General features: G+C 72.2%; 9 protein-coding genes. 1 reads left to right on the top strand and 8 read right to left on the bottom strand.

Annotated features, from left to right (window positions below):
* Nucleotides 1–137: 137 nt before the first annotated feature.
* Nucleotides 138–1,931, bottom strand: coding sequence for a TnsA endonuclease N-terminal domain-containing protein (locus OG439_RS47695; protein WP_326946912.1), 1,794 nt, complete (start codon nucleotides 1,929–1,931; stop codon nucleotides 138–140).
* A 54-nt stretch (nucleotides 1,932–1,985) separates the two neighbouring features.
* Between OG439_RS47695 and OG439_RS47690 the strand changes: the two genes are divergently transcribed.
* Complete coding sequence (locus OG439_RS47690; protein WP_326946911.1) at nucleotides 1,986–2,825, top strand: carbon-nitrogen hydrolase family protein; 840 nt, start codon at nucleotides 1,986–1,988, stop codon at nucleotides 2,823–2,825.
* On the opposite strand, the gene OG439_RS47685 is transcribed toward OG439_RS47690, so the two are convergent.
* The 7 genes from OG439_RS47685 to OG439_RS47655 form a co-directional block, all read right to left on the bottom strand.
* On the bottom strand, nucleotides 2,826–4,070 hold the full coding sequence (locus OG439_RS47685) for an MFS transporter (protein ID WP_326946910.1): 1,245 nt from the start codon (nucleotides 4,068–4,070) through the stop codon (nucleotides 2,826–2,828).
* A 175-nt stretch (nucleotides 4,071–4,245) separates the two neighbouring features.
* Entirely contained in the window at nucleotides 4,246–9,237 is a 4,992-nt protein-coding gene (locus tag OG439_RS47680) for a non-ribosomal peptide synthetase (protein ID WP_326946909.1), read from the bottom strand.
* Nucleotides 9,238–9,253: 16 nt separating this feature from the next.
* Nucleotides 9,254–12,199 carry an amino acid adenylation domain-containing protein gene (locus OG439_RS47675; RefSeq protein ID WP_326946908.1) on the bottom strand — a complete coding sequence of 982 codons (2,946 nt, stop codon included), beginning with the start codon at nucleotides 12,197–12,199 and terminating at the stop codon, nucleotides 9,254–9,256.
* The gene (locus OG439_RS47670; RefSeq protein ID WP_326946907.1) at nucleotides 12,196–13,410 is read right to left on the bottom strand and encodes an ATP-grasp domain-containing protein; all 1,215 of its coding nucleotides are present in this window, start codon (nucleotides 13,408–13,410) and stop codon (nucleotides 12,196–12,198) included. Before OG439_RS47670 ends, OG439_RS47675 begins: the two co-directional genes overlap by 4 nt.
* A complete protein-coding gene (locus tag OG439_RS47665; RefSeq protein ID WP_326946906.1) occupies nucleotides 13,411–16,008 on the bottom strand; it encodes a non-ribosomal peptide synthetase in 2,598 nt (865 codons plus the stop codon). It lies immediately after the preceding gene.
* 13 nt (nucleotides 16,009–16,021) lie between these two features.
* A complete protein-coding gene (locus tag OG439_RS47660; protein ID WP_326946905.1) occupies nucleotides 16,022–16,846 on the bottom strand; it encodes an SDR family oxidoreductase in 825 nt (274 codons plus the stop codon).
* Nucleotides 16,830–17,546 (bottom strand): thioesterase II family protein, encoded by a 717-nt coding sequence (locus tag OG439_RS47655; RefSeq protein ID WP_326946904.1) that lies wholly within the window; start codon nucleotides 17,544–17,546, stop codon nucleotides 16,830–16,832. Before OG439_RS47655 ends, OG439_RS47660 begins: the two co-directional genes overlap by 17 nt.
* Nucleotides 17,547–18,059 lie beyond the last annotated feature (513 nt).

Here is an 18,059-nt window from a genome sequence, read left to right as displayed (position 1 = left end):
GTCGCCGAACGCTTTGCTGATCATCGGGAGTTTCACCTTCTCCGTCACCGCAAACAGCACGTCCGCGAGCGCCTAGCCGGTCTTGACCTCGAACGCGGCGGCGAACAGGCCGACGCCACCGAGATTCTTCGCGAGAATTACCTGGAGCCGGTGGGTCCGTCCTCGGTCGAACCGGAGCTGGTCTCGGGGTGCCACCGCCGACTGTCGGCTAGAGGCCTCGCGGACAGGACGTACGGGCGGGTGTACAGGCACCACCCGTTGCGCACGATCATCGTGGCGAGGTCGGCGCGGGTGATCCCGTGGTGAAGCAGTAAGGCGCGCAACGACGGCCAGTCGAGCGGGCCGGCCTCCAGCCGGGCGCGTACCAGCGACGCCTGCGTGAGATCGACGTCTCGCTCGATCAGGTCCGCAGCCGTGTGAAAGTAGCTGTCGACGGCCGTGAAGCCCCAGCCCCGCCGATGGCAGAACCCGGTCGCCGCCACGATCTTGCGGATGTTGCGATACTCCGCGAGTTCGGTGTTCCTGGACTTGACCTCGATCACCAGCCGCCGGCCGTCGGCCAGTTCCACCATCAGGTCCGGGTAGTAGCGGCAGGCGCGTCCGTCCAGCTCGTAGGGGATGACCAGCGGCTGCTCGCAGTAAGTCGTGACGAGGTCCGCTTCCTCGGCCAAGGTGATCATGGCGAGTTCGGCGTCCGAGTCGTAGCCGACCCGCCTGCCCAGCCGCGCCGAGTCCACGTACCCGGAGTTGCTGCGGTCGTCCGGCTCACGTGGCAGACGCTGGGGCCCGTCGACCGGGAATGCCGCCGCGGGCGTGCCGGCGGGCCACGACGCGCCGGCAACCACCTTCGCGAGGTTGTCGTTCAGCTTGCCTTGCACGCGTTCGGCACGCTGCCGCTCAGCACGTTCTCGCTCGTGTTCTGCTTCAACGGCCTGAATCTGCAGTCCGATATCGGCCACGTGGTCCGGCGAGAAACCGCAAAGCCCGGCAACCAGCCGCAGAGCCGGCTGCCTCGGCGCGGCCGGAACGACCGATTCGATGAACTGGAGCACCAACCGCGCGTCAAGCAGGCCATCTCCGCCGCACAGCGCTTTCCGGAGAACTCCGTGAACATGGTCCCATGATCGGAAGACATCGCCCGGCGACGACGTGATCGCGACTTTTCGCAGTCCGCGCACTTGACGCTGCCGGATTCGTTCCCCGGTGACCCCGAAGACCTCGCCGATCGACGTCAGGGTCACGGTCTCGCCGTCGAGACCGAGCCGTCTCAAGAGGATCTCCCGGTCATCGGTGGGCACTTTCACCAAAGCCGCACGAACCAGTTCGGCGCCGATCCACGGCACTTCGTCCGACTCGCCGTCAATCTGCTCCGCGGTGAGGTTCAGCCGCTCGACGTCGAGCCAGTCGCAGTCGAGCACCCAGTCCGAAAGCTCAAGTTTCCCGTGGTGGCGGAACAACCGGGTGCCCACAGTCTCGAGCAAAGTCGCGTCGTGCCGGGCCAGTACCGGCAGCTCCGGTCCTGAAGTCAGGCGATCCGGGGCCAACCCGGTGATCGAAGACCACAACGAGACGACTTCCGGCTGACCTGCCGAAGGCGCCTGCCGTTGTCGCTGCCGCGACGGGCCTCCCGGCTGAGAGCGCGGTGGAGGTGGTGTCCAGCCGGCGGCTGCCGACGTGATCCGTTCGAGCAGCGAGGCCAGACTGCCGGCCCGTCCTTTGCGCAGTTCGTCTCTGGCCCAGTCGAAAACGGCCTGATTGTCCGGGAGGTCAGCAGGCCCGCCGACGAGTTCCTCGGCCCGCAGCAGGATCGAAACCACCGAGCGCTGGTGCGCCGCCGCGATCACCTCCGGCGCTTCCTGGTCGAACAGCATGCGCAGCAGGTTGTCTTCTTCAGCCTGGGTCCACCGGTCGCCACGACGTGCAGCGTCCATCATTACTCTCCCCTGATCATGCGCCTCGACCGCTCGACCACGTAGGTTCGATGAGTGGATCCCATTGCCCTTCCCCAAGTCCCCCTGCGGATCGCGGCCGCGCAGGCGTGCCCCGCCGCCGGTGACGTCGTCGCGAACGTCCGCACGGCCGCCGAGTTCGTCCGGGCGGCCGGGGCGCGTGTCGTCGTGCTGCCCGAGAAGTTCCTCAGTGGCTACGAACCCGACCTTATCGGCAGCGATCCCGGCCGCTACGCCGTGCACGCCCAGGATTCCCGGCTGGATCCGATCGCCGAGGCCTGCCGCGACACCGGCACTGTCGCCGTCGTCGGCGCCGCCACCCGTGCGGACGGCGAGCTCTTCATCTCGTCGCTCGTGTTCGGTGGTGACGGCGACGTGCTCACGCGCTACGACAAGCAGTTCCTCTTCGGCAGCGAGCGCAAGCTGTTCTCCCCCGGGGCCGCCGGCTGCACGCTCGAGGTCGACGGCTGGCAGCTGGGGCTCGGGATCTGCTACGACTCCGGCTTCCCCGAGCACGCCCGGGCCGCCGCGACGGACGGGGCGCACGCCTACCTCGTGAGCGCCCTGTTCAGCGTGGGCAACGGCTTCCACGAGTCCCGGACCTGGCTGCCCGCCCGCGCGCTGGACAACACCGTCTACGTGCTGCTGGCGAACCACACCGGCACCACCGGCGGCTGGACCACCTGCGGCGGCAGCGCGGTGTGGGGCCCGGACGGCCGGCTCCTGACCCAGGCCGGCCCCGACGACACCACACTGGTGATCGCGGACCTCGATCCGGACCGGCTTTCGGCGGCGAGGACGGCGGAACCGCTGCTCGCCGACCTCACCACACCGGCTCCCGACGCCCTGCGCCGGCGCGGCACCGTCCGGGCCTGATCAGGGGAGCCGCCGGGCCGCCCACGCCACGAGCGGGCCGGCCACCAGCGTCGCGGCGAGGAAGACCGCGGCCAGCACGGCCCACCCGGTGAGGCCGTGGTCGATCACGCCGACGGTCACCGCCGCGGGTCCCAGCACGAACTGCGCGCTCATCCCGAGATTGAACGTCGCGAGGTACTCCGAACGGTTGCGGTCCGGGGCGAGCGCGTAGGACAACCCCCACCCGCCCGCGGACTGGAACAGCTCTCCCCCGGTCAGCGCGACCACACCCAGCACCAGCAGCACGACCGCGAAGACGGGTGAGGTCACCAGCCCGGCGCAGGCGAACACCGCGGCGCACGCCACGAGCGCGAACCCGCCGCGCCGCAGCGCCTTGAGGCCGCCTTCGGTGGTCTCCGCGCCCTTCGACGCCCGCACCTGCAGCAGCACCGCCAGCACGGTGTTCACCACGAGCAGGCCGCCGACCAGCGCCTCGGGGGCGTGGGTGTGCAGCGCGACCCACAGCGGCACGCCCACGCCGAGCAGCGACACGTGCAGGCTCAGCACCCCGTTCACCGCGGCGACGGCGAGGTAACGCAAGTCGCCCAGCGACCGCAGGCGCAGGCCCGGCTTCCGCGCGGAACCGCCCTTCGCGACCAGCGCGACCCGCACCAGCAGCAGGGCCGCGGTGAGGCAGCACAGGGCGTTCGCCAGCACGATGACGTCGAACGCGAGCCGGTTGCCGGCGACGATCGCGAGCACCGCCAGCAGGCCACCGAGGGAGAAGCCGAGGTTGTACACGGCACGACTGCGCGCCATGACCGGCACGCGCAGGTCCTCGCCGACGACCTGCTCCACCAGCGCCTGGTACACCGGCGACAGCGCCTGCTGGCCGATGCCGATCATCGCCGCGACCACGACGAACCCGGCGTAGTCGCCGACGACCACGAACAACGCGAAGCTCAGGGCGCGCCACAGGTGCAGCGCGATGAGAACCTGCTTCGCGCCCCAGTGGTCGGCCCACCAACCCAGGATCGGCTGCGCGACCAGGCCCAGCAGGCCCGCGGCCGACAGGCCCAGCCCGACCTGGGCCGCGGTGAGGCCGAGGGCGATCGTGAAGAACACGGCCGAGCCGGCCAGGTACAGCCCTGTTCCGGTGGAGTCGACGAGCCCGATGGCGAGCATCACGACGGCCCCGCGAGACCCGGCGACGGGCCCGAGGAAGCGGGCCAGCGGACCGCGCGGGGCGGCGCTGGTGGTGTTCACGAAGTGGTCCTTCCGGTGACTGGTGCGCTCGTCACGTGGGTGGTGTGTGCCCCGTGACCGGCCGGGCGGCGGAGCCGCCAAGTCGTCACGGTGACTCCGCCGGCATTCCGGTCAAGACGATCTCGGCGCCGCGTAGGCACCGAAACCCCGGTGCGACGGCCACCTCGCTTGCCGGTCACGGCGTGAGCTTCCCCGCGACGAGCGCCGCGATGTCGGCCGGCCGGGTGCGGGTGAAGTAGTGGCCGCCGTTCGCGAGGACGTGCAGCTCGGGTTCGGCGACCAGGCGGCCCCACTCGGCGTGGGTGTCGGCGAAACCTTCGGTCACCGGGTCGTCGGCGGCGATGACCAGCGTGGCGGGGACGTCGAGCGGCGGCTCGGCCGCCTCCAGCAGGAAACCGTTGGCGGTCAGCGAATCGTGCCGGAACGCGCGGGTCAGCAGCTGCTCGAACTCCGCGCCGAGGTCGCCGAACGAGTCGGATCCCGTCCACTCCGCGAGCCAGCCGCGGATGTCGTCGAAGGTGAGCACCTCGGCGTTCGCCAGCGTCTCACGGATCTCGGAGGGCTGTGGCAGCAGCTTCGCGGCGAGGAACAGGTGCCCGACCTCGCGGCCGCGGTCCCGCAACTGGCGGCTGACCTCGATCGCGAGCGCCGAACCCACGCAGTGACCCCAGACGACGACCGGGCCGGCGAGCGAGGCGGTGATCTCGTCGGCGACCCGCGCGGCGATCTCCGCGAACGGGAGCAGATCGTCCACAGTGGACCCAGGCGCGTGGCCGGGCAGCTCGACCGCGTGCACGGCGACGCCCGGGTGGGCGGTGCGCATCGCGTCGGCGACGGGCTTGAAGTGCACCGCGTTGCCGCCCGCGTAGGGCACGCACACCAGGTGCGCGACGGGCGTGGCCACGTCGGACAGCGGGACCAGCAGCCCGGTCTCCGCGGCGGACGCCCGGTCGACGGCTTCGGCGAGTTCGCCGAGGCGGGAGCAGCGCATCACCTCCCGCAGCGTCACCAAGCCGTCGAGCAGCAGCACCACGCGCATCGCGGCGAGGGAGCTGCCTCCGATCTCGAAGAAGTCGTCCTCGACCTCGATGGTCTCGGCGTCGGCTTCCAAGACCTCGGCCCACACGTCTCGCACCTGGCGCAAGGCCGCGTCAGATGCCAGTGGCTCCATGACGTCCGGAGCCGCGGTCTCGACGGGCCCAGCCGGCGTCGCCACCGCCAGCGAACCGTCGGACAGCCGGCGTCCGCGACGGCCGTCCGGCAGCGTCCCCGGCGTGCCCACCGGCACCGGCAGCCCGCGGGTGTCGCGCACGGACACCCCGTCCACGGCCGAGAACGCCTCGATGAGCGCGAGTTCCTCAGCGCCCAGCAGCACGGTGGTCTCGTGGTCGGCGTCCGGCGTCGCGGTCATCGCCTCGAGGACGCGCACGAAGTACCCGCCGATGCGCCGGATGTGGTCGGCGTCGAAGACGGCCGTGTGGTAATGCAGGCTGAGCTGCACCTCGTCGGTGTAGAAGTGCCGCGAGTACTCGGTCCGCAGCGGGAACTCGGTGATCGCTGCGGCGCGGACGTCGAGCAGCGCGAACTCCGGCAGCTTCTTCAGCTCCTTGAGCGAGTAGAAGTGCGTGAAGTTGAAGACCGTTTCGAACAGGGGCTCCGTGGTCCGGAAGTCCTGCTTCACCTTCGCCATCGGGTACCGGCGGTAGGGCAGCGTGCGGGCCTCGGTCTCGTAGGCCTGCCGGACGAGGTCCGCCCAGCTGCCCGGGGCCACGCGCATCCGGAACGGCATGCTGTTGAGGAAGACGCCGAGCGCGCGGTCGGCGTCCGGCAGCTCGGGACGGCCGGCGTGTTCGTACCCGGTGAGGACGTCGACGTCGCCGCACAGCAGCGTGTGCACCCGCATGTGGGAGGCGAGCAGCACACTCTTCACCGGCACGCCGAGCCGGTCCGCCAGCGCCACCACGCGGCCCGAAAGCCCGTCCGGCAGCGGGATGTCTTCGAACACCACGTCCAGGTCACGCGCGGGGTCGGGCTCGCGCAGGCGCGGCACGACCGTGTCCGGGCGCTCGGCGAGTTCCTGCTGCCAGAAGCCGTGGTGGGCCGCCGAGCCGAGGGAGTACTGCTCCAGGCCGATGAAGTTGCGCAGGTGGTTGGCGACCGGCGTGCCGGTGTAAGCGCCGGTGTCGCGCAGCGCGTAGTAGATCTCGAACAGGCGGGTGTGGAGCTGGTTGATGCTCCAGCCGTCGAGTGCGGAGTTGTGCTGGCTGTAGCTGTAGCGGTAGAGCCCGTCGGACAGCACGTGGACGTGCAGCCGCACCAGGCCTGGCTCTTCCCAGGCGAACGGCCGGTTCTGCTCCTCGGCGAACCACCGCTCGTACCAGGCGTCCTGGTCCGCGACGTCCCGCAGGTCCTCGACGACCAGTGGCAGCTCGCCGGCCTCGCGGTGCACGAGTTGCAGGTAGTCCGAGTAGCCCGACAGGTGGTAGCTGGTGCGCAGGATGGGGTTCTGCGCCACCAGGATCCGGACGGCTTCGCGAAACACGTCGGTGTCGACGCTGCTGCGGATGAGGTAGCTGATGATGTCGTGGTAGCTGGTGTTGCCTCGCATGATCTCCGACTGGTAGATCAGGCCGGACTGCAGCATCGACATCGGGTACGCGTCCTCGACGTCGGCGGGCAGCTTCGCCTGGTCCTCGGCCGTGATGAGGGAGAACGGCGCGAATTCCGCGGGCGCGACGTCCCCGTCGGCGACCTCGTGGGCGTGCGCCACGAGTGCCTCGACGGTCGGGTGGCGGAACAGCTGCTGGAACGTGAAGTCGAGCCCGTGACGGCGGGCGCGGGCGAGCACCGACACGAAGTGGATCGAGGTGCCGCCGAGCGCGAAGAAGCCGTCGGTGACGCCGACCTCGTCGACGCCCAGCACCTCGGCCCAGATCCCGGCGAGCACCCGCTCTTCTTCGGTGCGCGGGGCGACGCGGGCGCCGGTCGCGGCGAGCGGCTCCGGCAGCGCGTCGCGGTCGAGCTTTCCGTTGGGCGAGAACGGGAAGCCGTCCAGTACCACGATCCGCTCGGGCACCATGTACCCGGGCAGATCGCCGGCGAGCGCGGCCCGCAGGTCGTCCTCGCCGGCCGACGCCGCCACGACGTAGCTGTACAGGTGCGGCTGGCCGTCGGCGTTCGTGCGGACGACGACCGCGGAGTCGGTCACGCCCGGGTACTCGCGCAGGCGCTGCTCGATCTCGCCCAGCTCGATCCGGTAGCCGCGGATCTTGACCTGGAAGTCGTTGCGTCCCAGGTACTCCAGCTCGCCGTCCGGGAGCCGGCGCACCAGGTCGCCGGTGCGGTACGCGCGCTGCCCCCGCACGACCGGGAAGCGCTCGGCGGTCAGCTCGGCGCGGTGCAGGTAGCCGCGGGCGAGACCGGCGCCGGTGATGTACAGCTCGCCGGGCACCCCGACGGGACGTTCGCGCAGGTGCTCGTCGAGCACGTGCAGCGAGGTGTTGTCGATCGGCAGCCCGATCGGCACGACGTCCTCGCCGGGCACCGTGACGTGGTGGCTGACGTCGACGGTCGCCTCCGTGGGCCCGTACAGGTTCACCAGCTCGGCACCGAGCAGCTCGTGGAAACGACGGACGTGGTGCGCGCCCAGTGCCTCACCACTGGCGAACACCCGGCGCAGCGACGCCAGCCGGGAACCGTCGGTGAGGTAACCGAGGAACGCCCCGAGCATCGTGGGCACGAAGTGCAGCACGGTGACACCGTGTTCCTCGACCGCGGACACGATCGCTTCGGGCTCTCGCTCGCCGCCGGGCTCCAGCAGGCACACCGACGCGCCCTCGATCAGCCACCAGAACAGTTCCCACACCGAGACGTCGAACGAGACCGGCGTCTTCTGCAGGATCACGTCGCCCGGCCCGATCGGGTAAGCGCGTTGCATCCAGTGCAGCCGGTTCACCACGCTGCGGTGCTCGACGACGACGCCCTTGGGCCGCCCCGTCGAGCCGGAGGTGTAGATGACGTAGGCGGCGTCACCCGGGGCGCCGGGCGCCGGGGGCGCCACCGCGGGCCCGAGTTCGGCGGCGCCGGTGAGGTCGAGCCGCGTGACGCCGTCCGGCAGCTCGACGCCGGCCGTGGCCAGCACCAGGGTGGCCTTGCTGTCGTCGAGCACGTACGCGATCCGGGCGGCCGGCAGCGCCGGGTCGAGCGGCAGGTACGCCGCGCCCGCCTTGAGCACGGCGAGGATGGCGACCAGCATCTCCGGCGACCGTTCGGCGGCCACCGCGACGATGCTCTCGCGACCGGTCCCGTGCTCCCGCAGCCGGTGCGCGAGCCGGTTCGCGGCGCCGTCCAGCTCGGCGAACGTGAGTCCGCCGGCTATCGCGACGGCGTCGGGCCGCGTCGCGGCGGTCCGCGCGAACAGCTCCGGCAGCGTGACGTCGGCGGGGAACTCGCGGGTGGTGTCGTTGGTGGCGGCGATCAGCGCGCGGTCGTCGTCGCCGAGCAGGTCGAGCGCGATAAGCGGCGCGTCCGGGTCGGCCAGCGCGGCGGTGAGCAGCCGCAGGAAGTGCTCGCCGAGGCGGCGAGCAGAAGCCGCGGTGTAGCGAGCCGGGTCGACGTGGATGCCCAGCACCGGTTCGGCGCCGGGCCGGTAGTGCACCACGACGTCGGCGGTGAACACGACCGGCTCGCCGCCGAGGGCCACGGCCACGTCGGCCTCGCCGGTCAGCTCGATCGGGAAGTCCTGGTGCGCCAGCGATTCCGGCACGCACGTGCGCAGGGCGCCCAGCAGGGACCGGAAGGTCTCGCCGTCGGTGAACCGGTGCCGGACCGGCACCAGCCGCGCCAGCGCCTCGCCCGCGGGCGGCCGGGACACGAGCAGGTCGGCGGAGCCGGTGTACTCGCGCAGCAATGCCAGCGTCGCGGCCAGCAGGACGACGTGCAGCGCTTCACCGTCGCCGCGGCTCACCGCGGCCAGGCGCGCAGCCAAGGCGGACTCGACCGGCAGCGTCGCCGCCGGTTCGGCCGCGGCAGACCGCTCGGCCGAGGCCCGGTCGAAGGGGAACGTGCTCACCGGTGCGTCGGCCAGCAGGGTGCGCCAGAACCCGGCGGCGGCGGTGCGGGAGGCGGCGGCGATCTTCCGCTCGCCCGTGGTCAGGTCGGCAGTCACGGTGTTCCTCGGTTCTTCAGAGGTCGAAGTCGGGTACGGGCGGGGCGGGGACCGGTGCCGGCGCGGCGGGCAGCACCTCGGCGCCGGGCGCGGCGAGGAGCCGGTCGACGGTCGCCAGCAGCAGGGTCCGGAATGCGGCGGCGGTGCCCGGGTCGAAGCGCTCGGTGGCGTACTCCCACTCCGCGCGCAGGTCGCCGTCCTCCTCGTACACCTGCAGGTTCAGGTCGAACATCGTCTGCCCCGGGAACAACGGCCGCAGCGCGACGCGCTCGCCGAGGAACTCGACGTCGAGCAGCCCGGCGTTCTGCAGCGCGAACATCGTGGCGGGCACCGGGCCGTCCGGCGCCGGACCGCGGGCGGTCGCTTCCCGCGTGGTGCGGGTGACCTCCGCGGTGAAGGCGTCGAACGAACCGGCGGGGCGGGTGCGCAAGCCGAGCGTCTGCGCGAACATGCCGACCGTGCCCGCGCCGCCCTGCCCGGCGGAGGGCACCGCGACGACATGGTCCGGTACCCCGGTGACCGTAGCCAGGAACACGCTGTACGCGGCGAAGAGCGGTGCGAACAACGTGGTCGAGCACCGCGTGGCGCAGGCGCGCAACGCGGCCGTCCGTTCCGGTCCGAAGTGGACGTCCATCGTGGCGCCCGCGTACGTGCGAACCTCGGGGTCGCGGTCCACCGGCAGCGTGAGGGGCGGCAACGGCTCCGCATGGACCTCACGCCAGTACTCGACGTCCGGCACCGGGGCGGCGAAGTCCGCGTACTGGTGCGCGGGCGTGGGCAGCGATTCGCCGCGGTACAGCGAGTCCAGCTCGCGGACGATCTGGGCGAGGGACGTGCCGTCGACCACCAGGTGGTGGAAGTCCAAGAACAGGACGCGGTCGTCGTGCAGCGACGCGTGCAGCAGCGGCGCCGTGGTCAGGTCCAACGGCCGGATCAGCTCGGCGGCCACCGGGGCCCCGGTCCGGCGTTCGAGCACGACCTCGGCGTGGTCCGTGACCACCTGCTCCGGTTCGTCCACCAGGACGAAGGTGGTGCGCAGCGCGTCGTGGCGAGCGACCAGCTCCCGCAGGGCGTCCTGCATCCGCGTGTGGTCGGCACCCGCGGTCTCCAGCACGATGGGCACGTTGTAGCGGACGGTACCCGGGTCCCGTTGCTGCGCCGCGTACAACGGCCGCTGCTGCGGGGTCAGCGGGTGCCGTGAGCCGGTGGCGTGGGTGACGGCTTCCGGCGCGGGGCCGCCGACCAGCTGGGCGAGCGCCTCGATGGTCGGGTGCTCGAGCACGTCCCCTGTGGACAGTGCGCAGCCGAACGCGCCGCGCGTGCGGGCGGCCAGGGTGGCCGCGGTGAGCGAGTCCACCCCGAGGTCGAACAGCGAATCCAGCACGCCCACCGCGGGCCGGCCGAGCACGTCCTGCCAGATTTCGGCGAGCCGCTGCTCGGCTGTGTCGCGCGGCGGCACGAACTCCGCGGGCAGGCCGGCGAACTCCGCTGGATCCGGCAGCGCGGCGCGATCCACCTTGCCGTGCGCGGTCAGGGGGAAGGCGTCCAGTTCCAGCACGTGCCCGGGGACGAGGTGAGCGGGCAGCCGCGCGGCGAGCGCTGTGCGCAGCTCCACCGGATCGAGGAAGCCGTCGCCGGTCACGTACGCGACGAGGTACTTCTCCCCCGGCGTCTCGCGTTCCCGGGCGATGACGACGGCGCCGGTCACGCCGTCTTCGGCACGCAGTGCGGCTTCGACCTCGCCGGGTTCGATGCGGAACCCGCGGACTTTCACCTGGCCGTCGCGGCGGCCGAGGAACTCCAGGGCACCGTCGGCCCGGTGGCGGGCGAGATCGCCCGTGCGGTACATCCGGCCGCCAGGCCGGAACGGGTCGTCGAGGAACGCCGCCGCGGTCAGGTCCGGGCGGCCGAGGTAGCCCAGCGCCACGCCGTCGCCGCCGACGTACAGCTCGCCCGGCTCGCCGTCGGCCACCGGACGCAGCTCGTCGTCCAGCACGTACGCGCTGGAGTTGGCGAGCGGGCGGCCGATCGGGAGCGGGCCCGCGGTGTCGGCCGGGTTGATCAGGTGCGTCGTGGAGAAGGTGGTGTTCTCCGTCGGGCCGTACCCGTTGGTCACGCGCAGGGCCGGGCACGCGCGCTGCACGGCGGCCACGTGCTCGCCGGCCACGACGTCGCCCCCGACCAGCAGGTCACGCAGCGGCGCGAACACCGCGGGGTCGGCGGTGGCGAGCCGGCTGAACAGCGCGGACGTGAGCCACATCGTGGTGATCGCGTGCGTGCGGAGCTGGGCGCCGAGGTGCACGGCGTCGAGGACGTCGCCGTCGGGCAGCACGACGGTGCCGCCGTTGAGCAGCGCGCCCCACAGCTCGAACGTGGTGGCGTCGAAGGACACCGCGCCGGTCTGCAGGATGCGGGGCGCGGTGAGGTCGGCAAAGTCGGTGCCGCACACCAGCCGCGTGATGTTGCGGTGGCTGACCAGTACGCCCTTGGGCCGCCCGGTGCTGCCCGAGGTGTACATGACGTAGGCCGGCCCGGTGGCCGGGATCCGGGCCGGCAACGGCGCCGCCCCCGTCAGCGGGCTTCCGTCGAGGACGAGCACGGCCCCGCTGTCCGCGAGCAGCTGAGCGACGCGCGGAGCGGGCTCCGCCGGGTCGATCGGCAGGTACGCACCGCCCGCGCGGAGCACGGCGAGGTTGGCGACGACCCAGTCGACGCCACGGCCCAGCCGCACGGCGACGAGGTTGCCGGCGCCGACGCCGTGCGCGGCGAGCGCGCCCGCCAGCCGCTCGGAACGCTGCGCGAGCTCGCCGTAGGTCAGCGTGGCCGCCCCGCTCGTGACGGCGGGCGCGTCGGGCACCGCGGCGGCCTGGCGCAGGAACAGCGTCGCGACGTCTTCGCCGGACGGATACGGCCCGACCGGGCCGAACGCCGCCGCCGGCGGTGCCAGGGCTTCGGTGCTCATCGGGAACTCCCCTCGAAGATCGGCCGGAACACCTCGGTCATGCGCCGGGCGGTCCGGGCCAGGGTGTCGTGGTCCGGCGCGATGCCGTGCACCACGCCGAGCAGGGCTTGGGTGCCGGCGCGCCGATCGACGTGGTCGCCGGCCCGGGCCCGCAGATCGACCCGCTGCACCCCGGGCAACGAGGCCAGCTCGTCCGCCCCGTCGACGCGGGCCAGCACGCCGTCATCGCCGGGGGTGAGGAAGAGCTGGTAGGTCACGCAGGCCCAGCGCGGCTCGGGCAGTCGTGGTTCCAGCCCGAGCGCCACCTGCAGCGCGACGCGCACGAGGTCGATGCCGGTGGCCTGCTTGAGAATGCCGGGGACGTAGCCGCCGAGCCGGCCGTTGACCTCGATGATCCGCGGCCCGTCCGGGGTCAGCTTGATCTCGGTGTGGGTGAGGCCGTGCCGCAGGCCCAGCGCAGCCGTCGCGGTCGCGTCGAGCGCCAGCACCGCCTCGGTGTCCACTTCGGACAGTGTCGAAGGCAGCAGCATGCCGGTCTCGCGGAAGCCGTCGAGGGGGAACTTCCCGGTCACGCACACCTGCCGCGAACCGGCCGGAGTATGGACGGATTCCACCGAGACGTAGTCGCCCCAGCCCGGGCCGGCCGTCGCCGGGTCGCCGGTCAGCAGCTGTTCCAGCAGGTAGTCGTCCACCGGCAACTCCGAGAGCGCACCGCGCAGCTCCTCGGCGGTGTCGACGCGCACCGTCCCCGCGCTGCCCGCGCCCCGGCGCGGCTTCAGGACCGCGGGCAGCCCCGTCGCCGCCAGTGCCGCGTCGACGTCACCGGCTCCGGCGAACCTGACCGGCGAGACCGCCGCGAGTGTCCGGCGCTGCGCGAGCTTGTCCGTGAGCAGCGCGACCGCTTCCGCCGAATGCCCCGGCAGGCCGAGGGCGGCCGCGTACTCCGCGGTCTCCCCCAGCCGGTATTCGCTGAAGGTGACCACACCGTCGGGAGCGAGCGCCTCGACGGCCTTCAGCCGCCCTTCCGCGTCCAGCCCGGCCAGGTCGGTGAACCCGGCGAAGCGCCGGATCCCGTCGGCCGCGGCCGCGACGTGGGGCCGGGTGCTGTCGCCGACGAACTCGACCTCGCACGCGCGTCCCGCGGCGGTCCGGATCTCCAGCGGGGTCGCCGAGCCCAGGTCGTAGACGACGGCGACCCGCCGCCCGCCCACTCAGCCCTCCGTCCGGGTCGCGAGCAGCGCGGTCAGCTCGGCCGGCGTCGGGTTGACGTACAGCTCGCGCAGGGCGACCGGCGGCAGACCGGCTCGCTTCAGCGCACCCGACAGCTTGACGGCGAGCAGCGAGTTGCCACCCGTCTCGAAGAAGTCGTCGTCGGCCATCGCGGAACCGCCCAGCACCTCACGCCACACGGCGAGCACGTCACCCAGCAGCCCGCCTTCACGCGGCGCCTCGGCCGGCACCGGCTCGGGCGCGGCCGGCACCAGCCGCGAGACGTCGGCTTTGCCGTTCACCGTCAACGGAATCTCGTCGAGGACGGTGAACGTCGAGGGCACCATGTGCTCCGGCAGGAAGCGCGTGGCGCGGCGGCGGACGTCGTCCGGTGCGGCCGTCCCGGTGAAGTAGGCGTCGAGCCGAGCGGCTGCCGCGTCGCCGTCGCCGTCGTGCAGGACCACCACCGCCGCCGCGACGCCGGGGTCGCCGAGCAGCACGGACTGGATCTCACCCAGCTCGATCCGGAACCCGCGCAGCTTGACCTGGCTGTCGATCCGGCCGAGGTGGTCCAGCCGGCCGTCGGGCCGCAGCACGCCGAGGTCGCCGCTGCGGTACACGCGCGCGCCGTCGACCGGGTCGAGCACGAACCGGTCCGCGGTCAGGTCCGGCAGGTTCAGGTAGTGGCTCGCCACGCCCGCGCCCCCGACGTGGATCTCCCCCGGCACGCCCAGCGGCTTCGGCCGGCCGTGCTCGTCGCGCACGGACACCGACCATCCCGGCAGCGCGCGGCCGACCGAGCGTGACCGCGTCTCGATCTCCGCCGGCGTCACGGTCTGCGTGGTCACGTGGACCGTGGTTTCGGTGATGCCGAACATGTTCACAACGCGGCAGCGCGTGTGGGAGTACCGGCGGAACCACGGTTCCAGCAGCCGCACGTCCAGCGGCTCCCCACCGAAGACCACCAGCCGCACCGCGAGGTCGTCGGCATGGGCGAGCGCGACGTCGCGCAGCGCGGCGAACGCCGACGGGGTCTGGTTCAGCACGGTCACACGGCGCTCGGCCAGCAGCGCGCGGAATTCCTCCGGCGAGCGGGACACCCAGTACGGCACCACGACCAGGTGGGCGCCGGTGAGCAGGCTGCCCCAGATCTCCCACACGGAGAAGTCGAACGCGCCGGAGTGGAACAGCGTCCAGACGTCCGACGGGTGCAGCCGGAGATCGGCCGTGGTGGCGGCGAGCAGCGCGACGATGTTGCGGTGCGGCACCGCGACACCCTTCGGCCGGCCGGTGGAGCCGGACGTGTAGATGACGTAGGCGACGGCGTCCGGGCTGACGGCGACGTCCTCGCCCGGCTCGCCGGCGAGGTCACCGGGCCCGACCAGGCGCACGCCTTCGCCGGCCGGGAACTCGGCGGCCGTCGTGACGACCACGCGGATCCCGGCGTCCTCGACTGTGTAGGACAGCCGCTCGGCCGGGTACGCCGGATCCATCGGCACGTACGCCGCTCCCGCTCGCAGCACCCCGAGCAGCGTCACGACCAGCTCGGCCGTGCGGTCCAGGCAGACCCCGACGCGGTCGCCGGGTTCGACGCCGATCTCCCGCAGCCCGGCGGCGACGACCGCGGACCGGGCGTCCAGCTCACCGTAGGTCAGCTCGGTCCCGTCGTCCGACAGCGCCGGCGCACCGGGATCGCGGCGGGCCACCTCCGCGAACACGTCGTGGATGGTGCGGGGCACGGACTCGCCGGGGGTGCGGCCGAGCGCGACCAGTGCGGTCGCTTCGGCGTCGTCCACGAGCGCGGCGTCCGGGTCCGCGACGCGACGGGCGAGGTGCCTGGCCAGCTGGGCCGCGACCGCCGGATCGGCGTACTCCTCGTCGTAGCGGATTTCGCCAGTGCCGCCGGACCACGTCACGGTGATCGGGAACGGCGGCGCGACCTGCGGGAGGTAACCCGCGCCGAACTCCGGGAGGACCAGGCCGATCGCCGCGCCGGACGGCGGGTCGAGGACGTCGGCGGCGCCGGGCCCGGTGGTCAGCCGCGCGAACGGCGTGGTGTCGCCGTACTCGTCCAGGACGGAACGCAGGGCGTCGGCCACGGCGTCCCCGCCGGCGGCCTGAGCGGTGAACCCGACCGCGCCGTGTCGGCCGGCACGGCGGGCGTTGCCCAGGCCCCACGCGGGCGGCGGAAACTTCGGCTCGACGGCGGACTCCGTGTCGAGAACGCGGACGTCCGGCGCGTGGCCGTCGTTCGTCAGTGCGTCGGCGAACGTGGCGAGCGCCTGTCCGTCGAACACCGCGCGATGCGCGACGACGACGAGGTCGGCGCCACCGTCGAGGTACCGCAGCACGAGCACGCGAGCCGGTGTGCGGACGCCGTCCACCGGACGGCGGGCCTCCCGCGCCCGGCGGTTCGCGGCCAGCGGATCGGCGGCGGCCGCGGGGATGTCTTCCTGCCACAACCGGATGCCCGGCGGCAGCGCGAGCGCCGCGAGCCGCGCGGCGGGATCGGCGCCGGTGGGCAGGGGCCGGACGAGACTGTGCGAGGCCGCAGCCGGCGCGACGTCCGCGAAGAACCTGGTGTCGATGGTGGCGGTCATGCCGAGTCTCCCTCTACTTCGCCGCGAAGCCGCTGTCGACGGTGATCACCGTGCCGGTGACCCGCCGCGAGTCGTCACCCGCGAGCCACACGGCCGCGCCGGCGACGTCGGCCGGGTCGACGAGCACGTTGGTGGGTACCGATTCGAGGTACACGGCCTCCTGCTCGGCGTAGGTGATGCCGAGCGCGTCCGCGACCACGGCCGTCATCTGGCCTTCCATCTCCGGGTCGTCACGCACCGGCCCGGGACACAGCGCGTTGACGCGGACCCCGGACGGCGCGTAGTCCAGCGCGGCCGCCTTGGTCAGGCCGACGACACCGTGCTTCGAAGCGACGTAACCCGCGAAGTGCCGGTAGCCGACGAGCCCGGCGGTCGAGGCGACGTTGACGATGCTGCCGCTGCCCCGGCGGACCATATCCGGCGCGAACGCCTTGATCGCGCGCCACGGCCCGGACAGGTTGACGTCGAGCAGCACCTGCCATTCGACCTCGGTGAACCCGTCCGCGGCCTTGCCCGCGGGGGCGCCGATGCCGGCGTTGCTGATCAGCGCGTCGACCTGGCCGAACCGGTCGAGTGTGTCGGCGGCGACCTCTTGCAGCCGCCCGAGATCCCTGACGTCGGCGAGCCGCGTGAGCACCGAGGCGCCGTTCTTGCGGCACAGCTCGGCGGTGGTCTCCAGCTGGGCGGAGTTGCCGAGGCGGTAGGGCACGTCGGCGGCTTCGCCGTCGACGTCCACGAGGACCAGGTCGGCGCCCTCTTCGGCGGCGCGCACGGCGCAGGCGCGCCCGATCCCGCGGGCGGCACCGGTGATGACGACGGTCTTACCGGGCAAGCGCATCGGGCACGTCCTCGAGCGTCGTGGTGATCAGGTCGAGCACGAAGCGGGCGGCGTCGGCGATGTACATGTGGTCACCGGTGACGTCGAGGATCTCGAAGCGGCCGGTGGTCGCGTCGGCCCAGCGGGCGGCCTCGTCGTGGGAGACGACCAGGTCGTGGTCGGCGCACACGGCCGTGATCGGCACGTCGAGGGGCTGCCGGCTGCGGGGTGCGTAGTCCTCGTACATCCGGAAGTCGGCGCGGATGGCGGGCAGCAGCAGCTCACGCATCTCGGGGATGTCGAAGGCCGGGTGCCAGTAGCCGGTGAGGTCGCGGACCAGCTTGAGGAACTCGTCGTCACTCAGCGCGGCACTGCCCTGCCACGGCGGCGAGCCCGTCCACGGTCCACGCGAGGCGCTGGTGAACAGGTGGAGCACGGTGGCGCCGGCCGCAGTCATCCGCTGGGTGAGCTCGAAGGCGATGACCGCGCCGAGGCAGTGGCCGAACACCGCGACCGGCCCATCGGCCGCGATCTCCATCGCCTTGGGCAGCAGACCGTCGGCCGCGGCGTGCAGATCCGTGTAAGGCGCTTCGTCCACGAGCCGTTCGCGGCCCGGCAACTGCAGCGGCTTCACCGCCACGCCTTCGGTGGGCAGCTTGCGCCACGGCTGGTAGAAGCTCGCGCCCGCCCCGGCGAAGGGCAGGCAGATCAACGGGACCATGTGTGCTCCGGCGGTATCTCGTGATCGACGATGAATCGCGGGCACACTCATTACCGCACCGCCCTTATGGACGGCACGGAACAAAAGGGTGGTTCCCCCGTGCCCGCGCGCGGCTCACACCCCATTACGGAGGCGCGCGGCCCTGACAACACCAAAGGTACATTTTCAAACCCGCCAAGTACTGTGATTCAGGTCACCGTTCAACAACATCCCCCGCGCGGGGGAATTGCACCACGCCGCAACGCCAGTTGTTTCGTGGCTCATTTCAGATTAATCGCGAACAGGTCCTGTTGACACGTTGGCAACCAACGGACGAATCACGCGGCCGGATAACCGTTCACTCGCTACTCCATCCGGTTCACCCCCCTTCCCAAACGACCGCCTGCCATGTAAGGAAATCATCGAGAGCGCCAGGAGTCTCCCCGCGCCGAGCGAGGACCGGCACGTCGGTCCGACGCCGGGGATGTACCGAGAACACGGTCTCCATTCGTGATCCGGAAAGCATATTTCGCG

The sequence above is a fragment of the Amycolatopsis sp. NBC_01307 genome (assembly GCF_035975215.1).
Lineage (GTDB): Bacteria > Actinomycetota > Actinomycetes > Mycobacteriales > Pseudonocardiaceae > Amycolatopsis.
The sequence above is the reverse complement of the archived record's forward strand: the minus strand, read 5'-3'. Positions and strand labels throughout refer to the sequence as shown.